The sequence below is a fragment of the uncultured Aquimarina sp. genome (assembly GCF_947492115.1).
In the GTDB taxonomy this organism is placed as follows: domain Bacteria; phylum Bacteroidota; class Bacteroidia; order Flavobacteriales; family Flavobacteriaceae; genus Aquimarina.
This window is the reverse complement of the sequence record NZ_CANLMM010000005.1, coordinates 1-15,994: the sequence shown is the minus strand read 5'-3', so window position 1 is coordinate 15,994 and position 15,994 is coordinate 1. Positions and strand designations below refer to the sequence as shown.

General features: G+C 29.2%; 21 protein-coding genes. All 21 read right to left on the bottom strand.

The annotated features are described in order from the left end of the window. Nucleotides 1–28: 28 nt before the first annotated feature. The gene (locus Q1A73_RS15705) at nt 29–826 is read right to left on the bottom strand and encodes a hypothetical protein (RefSeq protein ID WP_299607279.1); all 798 of its coding nucleotides are present in this window, start codon (nt 824–826) and stop codon (nt 29–31) included. Nucleotides 827–931: 105 nt separating this feature from the next. After that, nucleotides 932–1,387, bottom strand: coding sequence for a hypothetical protein (locus Q1A73_RS15700; RefSeq protein ID WP_299607278.1), 456 nt, complete (start codon nt 1,385–1,387; stop codon nt 932–934). 65 nt (nt 1,388–1,452) lie between these two features. After that, nucleotides 1,453–2,019, bottom strand: a complete 567-nt coding sequence (locus Q1A73_RS15695) for a Crp/Fnr family transcriptional regulator (RefSeq protein ID WP_299607276.1) — start codon at nt 2,017–2,019, stop codon at nt 1,453–1,455. Between the two features lie 153 nt (nt 2,020–2,172). Next, nucleotides 2,173–2,991 (bottom strand): hypothetical protein, encoded by an 819-nt coding sequence (locus Q1A73_RS15690; protein ID WP_299607274.1) that lies wholly within the window; start codon nt 2,989–2,991, stop codon nt 2,173–2,175. Between the two features lie 205 nt (nt 2,992–3,196). Beyond that, nucleotides 3,197–3,574 (bottom strand): lipocalin family protein, encoded by a 378-nt coding sequence (locus Q1A73_RS15685; RefSeq protein WP_299607272.1) that lies wholly within the window; start codon nt 3,572–3,574, stop codon nt 3,197–3,199. Between the two features lie 77 nt (nt 3,575–3,651). Beyond that, nucleotides 3,652–4,251: a hypothetical protein gene (locus Q1A73_RS15680; protein WP_299607270.1), complete on the bottom strand. Its 600-nt coding sequence runs from the start codon at nt 4,249–4,251 to the stop codon at nt 3,652–3,654. A 198-nt stretch (nt 4,252–4,449) separates the two neighbouring features. Continuing rightward, nucleotides 4,450–4,944: a hypothetical protein gene (locus Q1A73_RS15675; protein ID WP_299607268.1), complete on the bottom strand. Its 495-nt coding sequence runs from the start codon at nt 4,942–4,944 to the stop codon at nt 4,450–4,452. Nucleotides 4,945–5,226: 282 nt separating this feature from the next. Beyond that, complete coding sequence (locus Q1A73_RS15670; RefSeq protein WP_299607267.1) at nt 5,227–5,667, bottom strand: hypothetical protein; 441 nt, start codon at nt 5,665–5,667, stop codon at nt 5,227–5,229. A gap of 88 nt (nt 5,668–5,755) precedes the next feature. Beyond that, entirely contained in the window at nt 5,756–6,406 is a 651-nt protein-coding gene (locus Q1A73_RS15665; RefSeq protein ID WP_299607265.1) for a hypothetical protein, read from the bottom strand. A 165-nt stretch (nt 6,407–6,571) separates the two neighbouring features. Further along, nucleotides 6,572–7,081 (bottom strand): lactoylglutathione lyase family protein, encoded by a 510-nt coding sequence (locus Q1A73_RS15660; RefSeq protein WP_299607263.1) that lies wholly within the window; start codon nt 7,079–7,081, stop codon nt 6,572–6,574. Nucleotides 7,082–7,187: 106 nt separating this feature from the next. Beyond that, nucleotides 7,188–8,108, bottom strand: coding sequence for an NAD(P)-dependent alcohol dehydrogenase (locus Q1A73_RS15655; RefSeq protein WP_299607262.1), 921 nt, complete (start codon nt 8,106–8,108; stop codon nt 7,188–7,190). A gap of 63 nt (nt 8,109–8,171) precedes the next feature. Continuing rightward, nucleotides 8,172–9,209 carry an RNA ligase family protein gene (locus Q1A73_RS15650; RefSeq protein ID WP_299607259.1) on the bottom strand — a complete coding sequence of 346 codons (1,038 nt, stop codon included), beginning with the start codon at nt 9,207–9,209 and terminating at the stop codon, nt 8,172–8,174. A gap of 176 nt (nt 9,210–9,385) precedes the next feature. Next, a complete protein-coding gene (locus Q1A73_RS15645; protein WP_299607257.1) occupies nt 9,386–10,018 on the bottom strand; it encodes a hypothetical protein in 633 nt (210 codons plus the stop codon). A 77-nt stretch (nt 10,019–10,095) separates the two neighbouring features. After that, a complete protein-coding gene (locus Q1A73_RS15640; RefSeq protein ID WP_299607255.1) occupies nt 10,096–11,499 on the bottom strand; it encodes an SMI1/KNR4 family protein in 1,404 nt (467 codons plus the stop codon). Nucleotides 11,500–11,560: 61 nt separating this feature from the next. After that, a complete protein-coding gene (locus Q1A73_RS15635) occupies nt 11,561–12,529 on the bottom strand; it encodes a peptidase (RefSeq protein WP_299607253.1) in 969 nt (322 codons plus the stop codon). A 160-nt stretch (nt 12,530–12,689) separates the two neighbouring features. Continuing rightward, nucleotides 12,690–13,352, bottom strand: a complete 663-nt coding sequence (locus Q1A73_RS15630; protein ID WP_299607251.1) for a hypothetical protein — start codon at nt 13,350–13,352, stop codon at nt 12,690–12,692. Between the two features lie 189 nt (nt 13,353–13,541). Continuing rightward, nucleotides 13,542–13,991 (bottom strand): hypothetical protein, encoded by a 450-nt coding sequence (locus Q1A73_RS15625; RefSeq protein ID WP_299607250.1) that lies wholly within the window; start codon nt 13,989–13,991, stop codon nt 13,542–13,544. Nucleotides 13,992–14,135: 144 nt separating this feature from the next. Beyond that, nucleotides 14,136–14,579 carry an RDD family protein gene (locus tag Q1A73_RS15620; RefSeq protein WP_299607248.1) on the bottom strand — a complete coding sequence of 148 codons (444 nt, stop codon included), beginning with the start codon at nt 14,577–14,579 and terminating at the stop codon, nt 14,136–14,138. 58 nt (nt 14,580–14,637) lie between these two features. Further along, nucleotides 14,638–14,907 carry a hypothetical protein gene (locus tag Q1A73_RS15615; protein ID WP_299607246.1) on the bottom strand — a complete coding sequence of 90 codons (270 nt, stop codon included), beginning with the start codon at nt 14,905–14,907 and terminating at the stop codon, nt 14,638–14,640. A 27-nt stretch (nt 14,908–14,934) separates the two neighbouring features. Further along, nucleotides 14,935–15,228 (bottom strand): hypothetical protein, encoded by a 294-nt coding sequence (locus Q1A73_RS15610; protein ID WP_299607245.1) that lies wholly within the window; start codon nt 15,226–15,228, stop codon nt 14,935–14,937. A gap of 199 nt (nt 15,229–15,427) precedes the next feature. Next, a complete protein-coding gene (locus Q1A73_RS15605) occupies nt 15,428–15,892 on the bottom strand; it encodes a DUF1877 family protein (RefSeq protein ID WP_299607243.1) in 465 nt (154 codons plus the stop codon). Between the last annotated feature and the right edge of the window lie 102 nt (nt 15,893–15,994).

Genomic DNA, 15,994 nt, shown 5'->3' with positions numbered 1-15,994 from the left:
TATTTGTAATATTATCAAACTATACTTTTTAAAACCCATCATCAGGATATTTCAAAAATTCGATATCATTTAAACAATTAAATAATTGACTCGCTATATTAGTCAATCGCTCATTTATTTTAAGAAATATATAATCATTTTCACCAACCATCTCAAGAAATTCATCATTTTTAAATATAAATTTTACATCTTCAAATTCATATTCAGAATTTTTACCTTTATAATATCCAGCAGAATGGAGTACACAGTTTCTTAGTTTTCCACAAAAGCCAATGAATTTCAGATCTTCTGAATAGTTCTCTCCATAACAGTGATCTCTTCTGTTAGAAAGAAACTTAAATTTTCTTAATAAAGGAATAAAAGAACTTTTAACTAGTTGATTAATGATCTCTTCTTTTTTATGGGACTCTTCTATAAGTTTAATAAGTCTAACATTTAAATCGGTTACTATTGCTTTTGTAATTTCATCGGTCTTTAGATTCTCAAAACATAAATCTATAGTTACTTCAAAATTGGTAAAGGAATCAACAAATAGTTTACGATTAAGGTCGTTATGAAATCCATTTGACAATAATGGGATGTCAGCGACTTCATAGACTTTTAAAATATGGGGCTTTAAGTCCATGATTTCAGCATCAAATTTGATATTACCATTTTTTATTTCGGTACTGATTTCAAAAAATACTTTCCCTAAATAAAACTCATTAATGATAGAATAAAGATTTTCGAAGTACGCTATTCTTATATCATTCTCTGGATAATCTAATACATAAATTTCGTTTTTTATTAAATCCAGTACATTTTTTAGTTTATCAATATTCTTCATTCCGATTTGCTATTGTCTAACATTTAATATATGTATCTCAGTCAAAGAAATTGTTACCTTAAAATTCAAAGAAATCTTTATAAATTTAGTTACGGAGTAGTTTTTTTAAAGTATTCGGATAGAGCTAAAATAAGTCCAAGCAATAAAAAGAAATTGTAACGGAACTCTAAACCATAGATAAGAAAGGCCATTTCCACCAAATGTTCCCTTTTGATAATCTATTTGATGAACTGCTGCGTAAATATTCATGGGTAGCATTACTAATAGAAAAAGAATCAGAGTCCATCCACTAATTGTTTTAGAATAGGGGACAAGTAATCCAATTGCTAAAAGAATTTCAAGAAATCCTGTCATATAAACAAGATTTGTTTTGAAAGGAATAAATTGTGGAATCATCATAGCCATTCCCTTGGTGAAAACGAAATGTCCAATTGCGGTAAAACACAACATTATTGACATTGCTATCCTAGCCGATAAGGTAAAGTCATATGTCGTTGTAGCGATTTTAACTGTGAAAACAGCAATGATAAAAGTGGATAAAAGTACTATTAAGGGTTTCATATGGTCTTGATTTTGATTTATTTACAAAGTTTGTGAATGAATTTAAAATAGACAATGAACCTAAGTTAAGTAATTCGTTTACGTATTCGGCTTAAGGCTTGGGGTGTAACACCAATATAAGAAGCAATGTATTTTAGTGGAATCTGTTTTAATAATTCAGGACGTTCCGAGAATAAGTCCAAATAACGTTCTTCAGCTGTTTTACTTAACAGGGAAACTTCTCTTTTCGACTTTATTAAAAACATATTTTCGGCCATTCTTCGTCCGATAAAATTTCCACTTTCAGTTTTCTTATAAACTTCTTGAAGATCTTTATAAGATATTCTCCATAAAGTCGTTTTTGTTAGTGTTTCTATTTGATAGAGTGAAGGAGTTTGCGTAATGAAAGAATCGTATGCTGTCACGAATTCGTTTTCAAATAGAAAACCAAATGTTAAATCGGTTTCTTCTAGAGGGATATAAAACCTCACTATTCCTTCGGAAATAAAAGATAAATAGTTTTCAATCATACCCACCTTTATGAGATCTGATTTTTTCTTTACTGTTTTTTTTTGGAGTTTTGAAGAAAAAAAGTCCCAATCAGCATGATTCATTGGATAAATATGATCAATGAATTTTTTTATTTCTTCCATGCTGTGGATATTATTAGAAGTGAATTTCTAAGAGCTACTAAGGTAATAAATCCGTAAGGAATTCTGTTTGCTAATTAGGATGGAGTGATTTCTGTTTCTATTTTACTTTTGCACCAAGAGATAATAATGTATTCTATTCATTGTTGGAGCTAGTTAATTTTTATTGTAATATTTTTTAATATTTCTTGTGATATATCCGTTGGAATAATTTTCTATTCTTTTTGTAGCTGGAAAATATCCAATTAAGTCATGAGTCTCTTTTTTCCAAAATCCATTTTTGTTAAACTTATACTTAAATTTATTGTAGGTAACTCTTAAATTAGCCCAATCTTTTGCTTTTTGTTTTAGATGATTGTATGAGTTTTTGGATAAATAATCTTTAAATGAGATCATTGGTTTTTTCTTGTCAATTGGATTTAAAATTATTCCAGCAATCTGATCCTTTGTATTGTAAACCATGATCTCGACCAAATTTAAGTCATAAAAATATTTAGCGACTTCATATCCCATTTTTCTTCTTTTATTGTCGAAAGTTTCTAATCTGATAGGATTTCCTAAAGAGTCATTTTTTATTATAATATCATTGATCAATTTTTTTTCTGGATTGAGGTATTTTATTGATGTTAAATAACCACTGTTATCATAATGGTATGAAAAATAGTTAATCATTTTTCCAAAATTTGTTTCTTTTATATCAGTACGGAATTTTTGTAATGAGTCTGTGTATTCCCAGAATATCGAAAAATTAGGAATTGATTTTAAACGAGGTACTTTTGATATTAGTTTACCATTTCTATCATAGGTAAAAATTGTTTGTTTTTTGCCAGAAAAAGTTTCGTAAACTTCTTTGATTGGTCTTTCGGAATCGAAAACAAGTGTGTTTTTATCTAAAAGACCTATAATTGTTTGCGAATTACAATTTAATCCAATTACAAGAGCGATGTTTATGAATATTGTTTTAGTCAGCCTCACTTATCTGATTTTGTTTTTTATCAATCTTAATATTTATTGTATATATGTATCGCGGTAGGGCGTAAAATGTTACCTTACTTTTCAATCTTTCTAGGCATTGATTGCTAACCTTTTCATTCTGCAAGTAATTTTCAATAATAAATACAAACTATTAGATTGATCACTTTGCAGCTTTAGTAGGTGTACAATATTGAGCTTAGTTTTGTTATTCAATTTTAGTTAGTAAGAATTCTCCTAATCCAAGTTTTAAAATTAGTTCACTTTTAGTTGATTTTAAAATTTTGAATTTCTGTGGTTCGCCTTCCTTACCAGATATGGTTATAGAATTAGAGTTTGAATCAAAATTCCAAGTTCCATCTGTTTGTTCTCCCATCATAGTAGAGTCAAATTTTCCATCAGGTTTAAAATTAATTTTCCACTTTCCTATAACTTCAGCTTCTAAGAATGCTAATCCAGCTTCATCTATCCCTTTGTTTAATGGTTTTGTAAAAACCCAATTACCAACAATTAAGTTAGATTTTTGAGCACATAAATTAATAGTTATAAATATGAATGATAATAATATGATTGTTTTTTTATGCATTTGTTTCTTTAATTATTATTTAATAACCGACATAGCATACATTGTTGCTTTTCGGAGTAATGATACTATTATATACTTTAGTCACAGTATTTAACTTTCTCTTTAATTATGCTCTCATATTGATTTTTTAGTTCAATATCATTTTTTATAAACACAGCCTTATTCGCAGATTCTTTTGCTTTTTTACAATTTAATATGCCATTTGTATAAATATAGGTCAAATGAAGATTTGCGTAAGCTTTCCAATAATCAGATTCACATTTTAGCAACATACTTTTTAGAGTTTGTTCCGCACTTTCAAAATGAGATGATAAAATAAAAGTTCGTGATTTATTGATATGGCTTGGCCAATATTCAAATTCTTGTTTTATGCCATCATTAAAATAATTTAGAGCTTCTTGATAATTGTTTTTAGACAAAGCCATCGTTCCAAGTTCATTTAATACAATTGAATTTTTTTCTTGTTTTAATGATTTATAAAAATAAACTTTGGCGGAATCTAAATCTTGTTGCTTAAGTAATTTAACCCCTTTGTTGTAGAATTCAATCGCTTTTTTATTTCTAATCTTGTGATTTATGTGTTTTGAATGATCATGATTTTCAAGAAAATTGTTCGAGTTGTCGGATTTACAAGAAACGAGAAGAGTTAAAGAAAATAATAAAAATAAATTTCTCATTTTAAGTTTAGTTTAGATAATAACTAACGTTTTAGATACATTCCGTAACAGGATGAAATGTTACCCTGTTTTCAACAAAAAAACTTCATTTTTTCTAATTTTTCGAAATAAAATTATTCCATTTGGTCAGGAATATTGCACCTTTTGATTGATCGTGTTGTTGTTACGAAAGCATATCTATAGTTTTAAAAACAATTTTTACTTTAATTTTATTGACTCGATTATTCGCTTCCTAAATTCAGTGTTTTTGTTAAACTCGTCTTTATTATTCATAAATTGAATTGTGTAGATATTCTCTTTATATACAAAGACATAGTTTTCTATTATCTTTTTTTCTTCGCTCTGTTTTATAAAATATTTATAATTTAAAACATCAAGTTCATTAATTTTTATTATTTCTTCATTAATTAATTTTCCTTTACTAGCTTTTAAAGCGCCATCCTTAATTCCTTCAAAAAGTTTTTCTAGTTTCTTCCCGCTAACGTTTTTTAACCCTTTCTTTTTAGACTTTAAATAAACAATAGTTTCATTTTCAAATGTTCCTTTTACGAATTTACCGTTAGCAATTTCTCCTTCTTCTGAATTGTCAATAACGTTTAGGGTTAAATTTTCATCAAAATCATATTCAAATAATTCTTGGGCTAAACTGTTTAAACTTGTAAATAGTAAAAGAATGTAGATAGTTTTTCTCATTTTTATTAATATTTGTTGTGAAATGTTTTATTATGTAGCCTATTTCCAATGATATAGAATGTGAGTTATAATTATATCATTCTATATTCGGAAATCGGTTAGATTTGGGCTTAATCGGTATAATACTTTTTTGTATATAGTTCTTTTACTTGTAGAGTATTTTGTATTTCGTCAAGATCCAGATTTGAACCGATTCTTTTTTTAAAGTATTTACTTTTTTACTTCATATGATAGCTCAAATTAAAGATGTTTTAATACCATCTATTTTTGTGTGATAAAATGTTAGTTTGAGTGTTTTTTAACTAAATCAATAATTAATGTTTTTAATTCTTCAATAGTTTCTTTTTTTTCGTGACTAAAAAAGAAAATTAGCTGTTTTTTCTTTTTTTTAAATATAGAATTATAAACATAAAGCCCTTTTTCGTTCGGATTCATATAAACATGATAAGAATTACCTTTTCTTCCACTAAAACTAACTTCACCTTTTTTCTTAAATTTAAGTTTTTTTGTTGAGATTTTATTGATTGGGAAGGTTTGTTTACCTGTGCCAGATACAACTAAATCATTTCCGGATATGGAAAAAGTGTATTTCGTTTTTCCAATACTGGAGGACAAAATATTATTAATTTTTTCAATTTGTTTTTTTTCAGAATAATCTTTTTGTGCAGATATGCTCAAAGAACTTATTAAGAATATGAATAGTAGGATGATTTTCTTTTTCATAATGATTTTGAATTAAGATACTTAACGTTTTTTGTGTAGTATGTTTGCTTCCTGAAGGGAGCATATGTGATATGTAAATTGTTGCGTGTTATTGTTTTTTGGATAAATTTTGCACCCATGTTTTATAGTCAACATTATAAGTTGAACACTTGTTTTGATGAAAGAAATCAATTGCAGCATCAGTTCCTTCATTTATATATATATTCTTCAGATTGCGTTGAAACTCCGCTGCTCGTTTGAAATATTCTTTGTTATACCATGGTCTCAAAGGAACTTCTATTCGAGGAATCATACCCATATAATTTCGAAATTTATTCATGCATTGATATATTCCTTCGTTTTTGTTGTTTCCAGTTAGAATATTTAAAGCCACATTTACAAGCCAATCATTATAAGGTGAATTAAAATCTATATTTTGTAATTGCTTAGTCATATATTCCTCAGGATATGGTGTAATACAACTGATCCAAGCTGCCCATACAACACCTCTCCATCCAAACTTGATGAAATCCTCAAAGAGTTTCTCATCTATGGCACTTACCGACTTAAAACAAAAATAAAAGAACTCTAGATGCTCACATTTAACATAGTGATATTGTGTAATAAACTCTGAGTGATAATCAATCAATGCCAACTCATCTCTCAGCCACCTTTCGGAACTTTTTTTTTGTCCGATTTTTAAGTAGTATGGAAAAATCAAAAACTCACGAAAATCTATATAGTTGTATTCTTTAAACATCTTATTTAGTTTAGCTTTTTAGAAATGATAAACTGTTTTAGTGTGTGATTTCGTTATGGGTTTAAGTACTAAATTTAGCAAATAAATCATAGATAGAAGATTCACAAGTACTTTCTTATGTAGGCTTTAACTAACAACGAATTCTACAAATGATTGTATATAGTTTTATTCTTGATAAGCTCCTGATGAATAAGTTAATTCATAGCTGTGAGTATAGATTTCAAATACAATTCCAAATGGGTCTTCTACATAAACCATTTTATACGGTTTTTCATTTGGATAATATGATCTTATTGGCATTCTTTGCTTTCCACCAGCATCGACGATTTTTCTAGTCAGATTTTCGATATCTGGGTCTTGGACACAAAAATGGAATAATCCTGTGTTGAACGGATTAAACTCAGGTGCTTCTTTAACTCCGTTAGGAAAACAAAAAAGTTCAATTCCAATTCCATCTGAAGTTGACATATGTGCTATTTCGAATTCTTCCCAATTTTCTCCAAAAACATCTATGCACATTTGTCCAATTGCTGTATCTCGTTCTTTTTTTACTACGGATGGTTTCATAATTACGTACCATCCCATAATTTCTTCATAAAAGTTTACGGCTTTATGAATATCAGGGACTGTAATTCCAATATGTGAAAATGATTTTGGGTATTTTATTTCTTTCATATTTCTATTTATTTTAAAAAATTATACACAACTGCATCGACTATAAGTAGTTGCAGGGATTAGTGCTTAACTTGGCAATTACTTTTATCCATAGTTATGTATTCGTTTATTTTAATATATGAATTATCACATTTCCTCTTTTTCGCCCATTATCAACATATTCGTGAGCCTTAACTATTTCATCAAGTGTAAAGGATTTGTCTATAAATGGTTTTAGTTCTTCTTTTTCAGCCATATCTTTTATTAACCTAAGATGTTCATTCTTTTCTTTTGTTAGCATTTTAACTGAAACGAAAACACCTCCAGTTTTAAGCACCTTTTTTGCCTTTGATTTTGTTGTTTTTCCAACAGCATCAAAAATAATATCGAACCTCTCATTTCTCTGGGAATAATCCTCTTTTTTATAATCTATTAGACTTGAAGCACCTAAAGATTTCACCATTTCGAAATTCGAAGCACTACATACACCTATTACATGAGAACCTTTTTGATTTGCAATTTGTACGGCATAGCTTCCAACACTTCCAGAAGCTCCATAAATTAAAACGTTTTGTCCGTTTTTCAAACTAGCTTTCTCTAAAAGGTAAATTGCAGTCATTGCTCCAATTGGTAACGCTGCAGCTTCATGGTAACTCAAATTTTCTGGTTTTAAACCAATCACACCATTTTTCCATTTTTGAGGCAAGCATATATATTCTGCATATGAACCTGAATTTAGCATTGTTGTAGTTCCAAATACACTGTCACCAACATTAAATTCAGTTACGTTTTTCCCAATTTCTTCAACGATTCCAGCCAATTCATGGCCTAAAATTCTTTTCTTTGGTTTGAACAGTCCAAAAATTAATCTTGCAGGCAGCCAAAACAAAGGTGGGAAATCAGAACTTCGAAGCCTAACATCTCCCGAAGTAACAGTAGCTGAATGTATTTTTACTAGAATCTCATTATCCTTAGGTTTAGGTTTATCGATGTCTGTTAGTTTGAGAACCTCTGGTGGACCATATTTTTCATAAACTACTGCTTTCATATTAATTTTAGTTTTTTTGAAATGATACAAAACGTTAAACGTAAAATACGTTTTACTACATTTTTACAAAGTTTTATTGGCAGTTATTTTCTTATTTATTTCAGATTTCACTCTTTCGTTAATCCATTTTTTTTCATCATCGGATAATTCTTCCAATAGATTTTTATTGTTCTCATTAAAGTCAACTAATGTATCAAGAAAGAATTCATTTTTGATGTCAATGATTCGTTGTTCATTAGTGAAATCCAAAGCACCTATTTTAGAAATAGCACTCTCTAACCTATTTACAGTTATGTAGTTTCTTAGTTCATTTAATATGAATGATAAGTCTTCAGTTTTAGATGATATATTTGGAATGTATGTCCATTTTTCTGCTTGATGAAATTTTTTTTCTTCATCAAATTCCTTATTCTTTAGTTTGATTATTGGTCTAAATGGTATACTCTTATTATCTATTTGATTAAAAGGTTTTATTACAACACCTTCAATTAGATTTTCTTTTAATTCTGGAAGATTCAATTGCTTTGGAATTGCAGAATTAATTCTGGTATCAAAATTTAATGCTTCCCCAAATTTTCCAACCAATAAAGGTTTTGCGTAAAATATCTCATACTTTTCAAAGAATGAAACTGATGATTCATAATCAAGATAATATTTAGAATTTAAACCATTAATTTCAATTGCAATATCAAACGCACAGAAGTTTATGGTTGGTGAATAATAAACTCCTGTTTGGATAGCTTGAACGTTTGAGTCAGGCTCAATATCGGGATGAGGGTATTTACCACCAAATAATTCTCCATAAATAATGTACTTACTACCTTTTATTAGAGTACTTAAAACTTCAAATAATTGCAGAAGATTATCTTCTAATTTATTAACAATAAGCTGAAAACCAAAAAAGTCATCATTCCAAGAGAGGTAATCCTTTCTTTTTGCATATTTCAAAGTGCTTTGATCATAGATGAAACTGAAATTTGCTCCATGAACTTTTTCAGTAACAACCCAACTCAATTTCTCTAATTTAGAAAAATCGCTATCATTTAATCCAAGTTTTTTTAAACTATTTGGCATCTTCTCATAACCTGAGAAATCACTCATAACTTTTGTTTTTAACTTCTGCTAATGGTTAATATATGTCTTAGCAGTGCAAAATGTTACCCTGTTTTCAATAAAAACTGCTTATTGGTTGCTAACTTTTACATTTTACGAGCATTACGCCTTCATAAATAAATACAAACCAATCGATTGATTAATTATCACTTAGCTGCTATGACTTATATATCTTGTTGTGTACTGGCTTTTAGGTAAATATTATTATGCGTCCATAGTACTTCTTCTTTAGGGGTAACTTCACCATATTTACTTTTAACAAATCTACTTGAAATCACTTTTGGTTTTTCGTAGGGAACGCTAACATCAGAGTAGGGGCCTACCGTTCCGATCATCCACCCACATTTGGCTGCATAAGAAGGTTCATAAACTTTAAACTTATATGTGTGATAATAAAGTTGGGTTCCATTATCGTCAATATTAACCTTTTCAATATATTCTATTTCGTCAGGAACTTTTTCCAAATCTCCTGGAAAATCTAACCAATTAACTAAATTAGTTTCAGCACCTTTTTCTATGGTGTTAAACTCTTTTGGAAACAAATCAATTCTATTATATTCCTTAAGAAGTTGATACGTTATTTCTCTAGTCTTAATATCAAATGCATATTTCGTTAATAATTTCGGTTCAGGGATTTCTCCTTTAGCTATTTTTTTAAATAAGGGTTTTATGATATCAAATTTAACTTTGTCTTTCGGTAAATTTGAAATCCTGTAAAAGTTAAAAGCATTTTTATAAATAACAAAACCAACAAGAGTCAGTATTATTATTCCAAAAATTAGTTGAAAGTTTTCCATTTATAATTTTATATGCACTTGTGCAATGTTTAATGTAAAACGCGTTTTTAATGCATCTTTACATAGTGTTAGCGATTTTATTTCCATATTTGATACCACTTTTTATCACTTTTTAATGGAATTTTATTTAGATCATTTTTTCTAATCCAATTTAAATCAATTTTAAACTCTGCAAGCCTTTGTTTCAAATTTGATAATATATAATCTTTTTCAACAGGAAAACGATCTGCAATTTTTTTATAATGAATAAGTAATTTCTCATTTTTTATTCCTGAAAGAGCTTGTAATGATGAGTGAATAACCTTATTAGAATCATCATTTAGTCCAATAATGAAAGTCTCCAGATAATCTTTTTTGTTACTCAACTGACCGAGGGAATATACTACTGTTGATCTAATATCTTTGTCAGTATTTTTAATAAACCCTTGGATAAGATAACCATAATCAAAATTACATTCTTGAAGTAAATATGTACAAAATCGAAACGTTTCAGGATTAGTAATTTGGTTAATGTGGCTGGTAATATATTCTTTCCAATTCGTACTGTTTGCTTTATCGTACCAAAAAATGTATTGGAATACTGTTAAGAGATCATCTTTACCTTGTTTAGTTAAATATTCTTTCCAAGTTTTATGTTTGTATTTTACTAATATTTGAAGTAATAGCTTAGAGTTTTCTTTAGAAGTATTGAGATAAAGTTTATCAATTGAGTCAAGAGTAAAAGAATTTAATGTTCTCTTTTTTAGCAGACCGTTGAGCGCATCTTCCTTGGCAATATCACTAGATCCATTTTTATATGCTTCTAGTAGTTTTTCTTCGGATCCTCCCATTGTATACCCAAACCATGAAGGTGATTCAATCAACAAATCTTTAGAAATAACTTCGTCTAACCATCTTTCATACCAATCAAGAAAATTGTCCTCAAAAGTAAAATGTGGTTTTTGAAGATCTTGATCTATATTTACTACTTTTCCTTTGTGTGTACCATTAAGAATGATACCATGCAAATACGAACATCCTTGGGAACCAATTGGTAAAATACCACCGAATATTTTACCTAGTTCTTGTTCATATTCACTATCTGAAATATTATCAATCTCTATTTTTTCAATTACTTTTGACCAATAATCATTTGTCATTTTAGGGTGAAGTATTGACTCATTTTTAATATACTTTTCTGTATTTTTATAAACAAGTTCATCGACACCATCTCCCAATGGATATATTCCATAAAACGGTCCAGCTCCTGAATTAGCATATGATTTTCCTCCGTTTCCGATTTGCAATACAAATGATTTATAGCAATCAGGAAGGTTAATCGAATACTTTCTTTCAAAAGTATTTACTTCCTCAATACTAACGGGGTTATGAATATTGTATTTATGGCTACTTGCGCCAAAAGCTTTAAGGCCTTTGTCCACCTTTGCCGCTTCTAACAGCTTAGATTTTATACGTTCAATTTGAATGGAGTAGTCTTTCATTTCTAATATCTGCTAACGGCATTACTAAACGCAGTTACAACGCATAGGGGCAATTGACGCTTTAGCTTTTGTCGGCTTCCGTTTTGTTTTGTAATTCTAATTCAAATTCGCTAATCAGTTCCTTTATTTCATCTTCATCATACTTCCTCGAAAAATGAACAGGAATGGGATCTTTAATCTCACTCTCTTTCATGATTCTGCCAGACATGGTCGAATAGCTATGATAGTTTAATCTCGCTTGTTCTTTATCTTCTGCTTTATAAAAGCTTTCTATAAACACTTGTCTACACCTATAAAAATGATGTTTTATCTTTTTATGGTTTTCTTCATTTGCTGCATGATCCATAATTATTCCTAGCGAATCTCCTTGTTGAACATGTAGTAAATGAAATAAATCTTCGGATTTATAGTCTTTATCTCCTATCGAAATAATCAAATCCCTTTCATCTTTTTCAAAAGCCTCTTTCAATTCTCTCACCCATTTACCTCCTCTAAATCCACTAGATTCAATATCTATTTTTATAGCATCTTCCCCTTGAAATTTATAGGCTAATGTAGGTATTTTATGATCTAATAATATAGAGCTTACTTTAAACGATTTATCTTCATATATTACCATTCCTTCGGTCTCTTTAATTTTCACCAAATCCCATATTGGAGGTTCTATTTCATAGATTATTATCCTTCCTTCTAAAACATATTCTCTTATCTCATAGGTTATTGCACCTTTCTCAATAAGATTCCAGGTATAACTTTTTATTCTTGATTGAACTTGATTCGCTATTCCCTTTGGACCACATATGATAATTCTTCTTTGAATTCCTATTTGATGCCTTAAAACTGAATCAAAATTCACAAAATGATCTATATGCGTATGACTTATAAATATAGCTTTACAATTTTGTAATTCTTTTACGGTCAAATTGCTCGCATCTCCACACTCACATAAATAATTCCATGGATGATTATCCAATCGCAATAATATTGAGATATCTTCTCCTATTTTACTTTTTACTTCTGCTTGAAACATGGCTCTATCTTTTTAATTGATAAATTTATAAAGATTACCATTGTATAAAGTCTCTTTGAATCAGAAAGTCCCTTTTTCTTTTAATGGAAGCTAACGTTCCTTCTGTATTACGTATGTCAGCTGAAGGTGGGATATGCATTATATAAAATGTTATGCTTTTTTAATAATTTTCAATTTTCCAATTTAGGTCAATTTCTTCTAAATCCACATCAGGGTATTGAAATTCGGATTTTATAGTTTCCAAGTCAATTTCTCTTTTTTGAGGATCTATTATTAACCATAAAGTTTCGTCAATTTTATTAAGATTTTCGTTTATAGTTTTCTTTAATTCGCTTTGAAGATACTTACTATATATCAATCCTACAGCAAAACCTTCGTCCATTCCTCCCCATGGATAAGCAACTTTAAATATTTCTTGTCTAAAGTTCATTAGGTCATTAAACATCCATCCAATATGAATTGGTCTATTCATTCTATTTTCGGGTGGATTTTTATATAACTCTTTTATTTTGTCTAAAGCACGTATAATTAATTCTTTATTTACATCATATTCTCGATCATTTAGAAATTCTCCTTGCTCAAAATATTGTATATCAGATAATTTGTTTAAATGCTGTGAACGATTTAATTCTTCTTTTCTTCCTGATAGGAAGTATTTCATCTGCACCAAAGGATTCACATGTTTTTTAGAAAGACCAAAAGCATCTAACAATGAGTTTAGTTGCTGTCGTCTAATAATACTGGGCTTTTCATTTAATCTGTCCGAGTTTGACCACAAATATTTATAATCAAGGTATTTATAAAGTAAATCTTTTCCTGTCATTTTTAATTAAGCATAACGTTTTATATATGTGTCTTGGCAGGGCAAAAAGATACCTTATTTTCAACTAAAACTGCGCATTGCTTGCTAACTTTACTCTTTGCAAGCATTTAACCTTATCAAAAATACAATAACCTTTCGATTCATCGCCTAGCTGTTATGATCACATATATCGTGTTAGCAAATGTGTTTTTATTCCGTTAAAATTTTTTTCGTATTCTTTTGAAGCCGTCTTCCGAACATAGCAATTACACCAAAGATAATTAAGGGTATAATTATGTCATTAACTTGGATCGTTCCAGATTCAAAAATCATTAAAATAGGCATAATAACAAGGAAAATAAATACTGATGCATATAACCAATAGAGTCTATAGTTTAAAGTCAATTTTGTTTTTGTTCCTTCTTCTATTTCAATAATTGTTTTTGGCCAATACAAAACTGTTTTTGAATGAAGTTTTATCTTATTACCTTGGATAGATCCACTAAACTTTTTTCCATCTTCTATATGTTTTTCGAATTTTTTAAACCATTTAATTAGATTGATCTCTAATTTAGGTTCAGTTGATAATTCTCTTTCGATTAGCCTTTTTATATAATCTCCAGAATAATCCGAATATATTATTTCTTTCCGTTTAATCATATGTTTACTAACGTTCTGTGTATGGCTTGTTGTGGAATTTTCCGAAGGAAACATTCCGATGAATCACTAAAGTAGCAAATCTGCAATGAATTCCGTTTAAGGAATTCAGCCGCAATTAGCTATACACCTTGTTATCATACGTTTTTATTTTTCTTTTTTAATCTTTACAACTATTGTTTTTGCAACGATATCACCAACTCTCTGATTTTTTTCAGAGTTCTGTATGGTTAGAATTCCAACTAGTCCAAAAAAGAACATATCGATCGGATCAAACAAATGTCTTAGCGCGGATTGTCCAAATGACAAATTTTTGGAAATTCCATTTATTGAAATCGGTTTTAATCCTACTATTGAATTCCCAATAGTAGCTCCAAACAATTGCTCAAGTCCGATTGTCATCAATCCCCAAAACAATATAGGTATCAATGCTGGTAATCCATTCACAGAATAACCACCATCTGGATCTGGTTCCCCGTAAGTATAAACATAAGCAAAGAAAAATATGTAAATAATCAAATAGTCAATAAATCCAGCTAAAATCCTACTTCCAATATTAGACTCCGTTTTGGTATTTGTTTGGTTTGTCATTTAATTTTTTTAATTTATGGTAACGGTAAGTATAACAATCGTGGTCTGCCGAAGGAGACTATAATTTGTTATACAGTGTTAGCATTTTTACTTTTTCAATTTTCTCATCGATTTGGATAACTCTTTCATTCCAATATATTTGGGCATTCCGAGCATCATATTTAGGTTTCTTTTTTGAACCCGTTTTCATTTCTTTAGGGATACTATAGAGATAAGTTGCATTTTGATTTTCATCCTTACTTTGTCCTCCGTTAATATCACTCAGTAGACTTCGTTTAAATGTTTTTCTGTAATTAAAACATTCATAATGAGATTTATATGTTGTCATTGCCTATCTACACATTGTTCAAATTTATTATTCTGATTTTCCTTTTTGATAGTATATTCCCGTTTTATTAGATTTTAAATCTTTGATGGTTATTTTTCTATCCGTAAAACCGAAATAACTTCCTTCTCGTTTTGATAATATTGCTTTCGGAGTGTTTTCCAAAAATAACGTGTCATTTCGTAAATCATATCTTTCAAAACTTATAACATCACCAATATGATATCCATTACCATATTTCCACCATCCAGACTTTATTTGTTTATCATTTAAACAAGAAGTTATGGGTAAAAGAATCAGTATGTAAATGAGTTTTTTAATCAATTTTTTTATGTATTAATGCTAACGTTTAATATGTGTCGTAGCGGGGCAAAATGTTACCCTATTTTTCGGTTTTTCTGCGCATTGGTTGCTAACTTTTTCTTTCTGCAAGCATTTCGCCACTGCAAATATACACTGACTATTCGATTGATCACTTAGCTGCTATGACATCATATATCGTGTTGTACGTAGTTTTTTCTTTTTAGTTATGGTTCGTTGCTATTCCGTCATTCAATTCAGATGCTCTTTTGAATGCAGATTTATATAATTTTAGATGATAGTTATTTATATATTCCCAATAAACATCATATTTGGCTCCGTAGATATGATTTTTAATCAACTTATCTTTATTATATACTTTTTTCAGGTCTCCAATTTCGATCAGTTCCAACACTTTGTTTATTAACTTAACATCATTGGATTTTATAAATCGCTTATCAAGTTTATTCAAAATTTTATCAGAAGAATTATCGCATTCTTGAAGCAGAAATCGAGTTACATCCCAACCTTTATCCATTGAAAATACGGTGTCGTTTTGTTTATGATATTTCCCATAAATATAAGCGTAATTTTTGTCAAGAAATTCCTCCGCAATATCCGAATTAAGTTTTTTTAATTCCTCAATTTTTGAGTCCGATATTCTGTATAATTCGCAAATTATTCCCACTTCAATTATTTTTCAAATTACGTACAACGCCAAATATATGAATCGGAGCTAGGCAAGTATACCTGAACCAATTGATCTATCTGCGCATTTTTATTTCTTGTA

Bases quoted from the DNA above. Each gene is read 5' to 3' on its own strand.
- Q1A73_RS15685 (WP_299607272.1), bottom strand. From the start codon at position 3,574: ATGCATAAAAAAACAATCATATTATTATCATTCATATTTATAACTATT.
- Q1A73_RS15625 (WP_299607250.1), bottom strand. From the start codon at position 13,991: ATGATTAAACGGAAAGAAATAATATATTCGGATTATTCTGGAGATTAT.
- Q1A73_RS15655 (WP_299607262.1), bottom strand. From the start codon at position 8,108: ATGAAAGCAGTAGTTTATGAAAAATATGGTCCACCAGAGGTTCTCAAA.
- Q1A73_RS15665 (WP_299607265.1), bottom strand. From the start codon at position 6,406: ATGTTTAAAGAATACAACTATATAGATTTTCGTGAGTTTTTGATTTTT.
- Q1A73_RS15630 (WP_299607251.1), bottom strand. From the start codon at position 13,352: ATGACAGGAAAAGATTTACTTTATAAATACCTTGATTATAAATATTTG.
- Q1A73_RS15680 (WP_299607270.1), bottom strand. From the start codon at position 4,251: ATGAGAAATTTATTTTTATTATTTTCTTTAACTCTTCTCGTTTCTTGT.
- Q1A73_RS15640 (WP_299607255.1), bottom strand. From the start codon at position 11,499: ATGAAAGACTACTCCATTCAAATTGAACGTATAAAATCTAAGCTGTTA.
- Q1A73_RS15650 (WP_299607259.1), bottom strand. From the start codon at position 9,209: ATGAGTGATTTCTCAGGTTATGAGAAGATGCCAAATAGTTTAAAAAAA.
- Q1A73_RS15695 (WP_299607276.1), bottom strand. From the start codon at position 2,019: ATGGAAGAAATAAAAAAATTCATTGATCATATTTATCCAATGAATCAT.
- Q1A73_RS15635 (WP_299607253.1), bottom strand. From the start codon at position 12,529: ATGTTTCAAGCAGAAGTAAAAAGTAAAATAGGAGAAGATATCTCAATA.
- Q1A73_RS15615 (WP_299607246.1), bottom strand. From the start codon at position 14,907: ATGACAACATATAAATCTCATTATGAATGTTTTAATTACAGAAAAACA.
- Q1A73_RS15670 (WP_299607267.1), bottom strand. From the start codon at position 5,667: ATGAAAAAGAAAATCATCCTACTATTCATATTCTTAATAAGTTCTTTG.
- Q1A73_RS15705 (WP_299607279.1), bottom strand. From the start codon at position 826: ATGAAGAATATTGATAAACTAAAAAATGTACTGGATTTAATAAAAAAC.
- Q1A73_RS15620 (WP_299607248.1), bottom strand. From the start codon at position 14,579: ATGACAAACCAAACAAATACCAAAACGGAGTCTAATATTGGAAGTAGG.
- Q1A73_RS15645 (WP_299607257.1), bottom strand. From the start codon at position 10,018: ATGGAAAACTTTCAACTAATTTTTGGAATAATAATACTGACTCTTGTT.
- Q1A73_RS15675 (WP_299607268.1), bottom strand. From the start codon at position 4,944: ATGAGAAAAACTATCTACATTCTTTTACTATTTACAAGTTTAAACAGT.
- Q1A73_RS15660 (WP_299607263.1), bottom strand. From the start codon at position 7,081: ATGAAAGAAATAAAATACCCAAAATCATTTTCACATATTGGAATTACA.
- Q1A73_RS15700 (WP_299607278.1), bottom strand. From the start codon at position 1,387: ATGAAACCCTTAATAGTACTTTTATCCACTTTTATCATTGCTGTTTTC.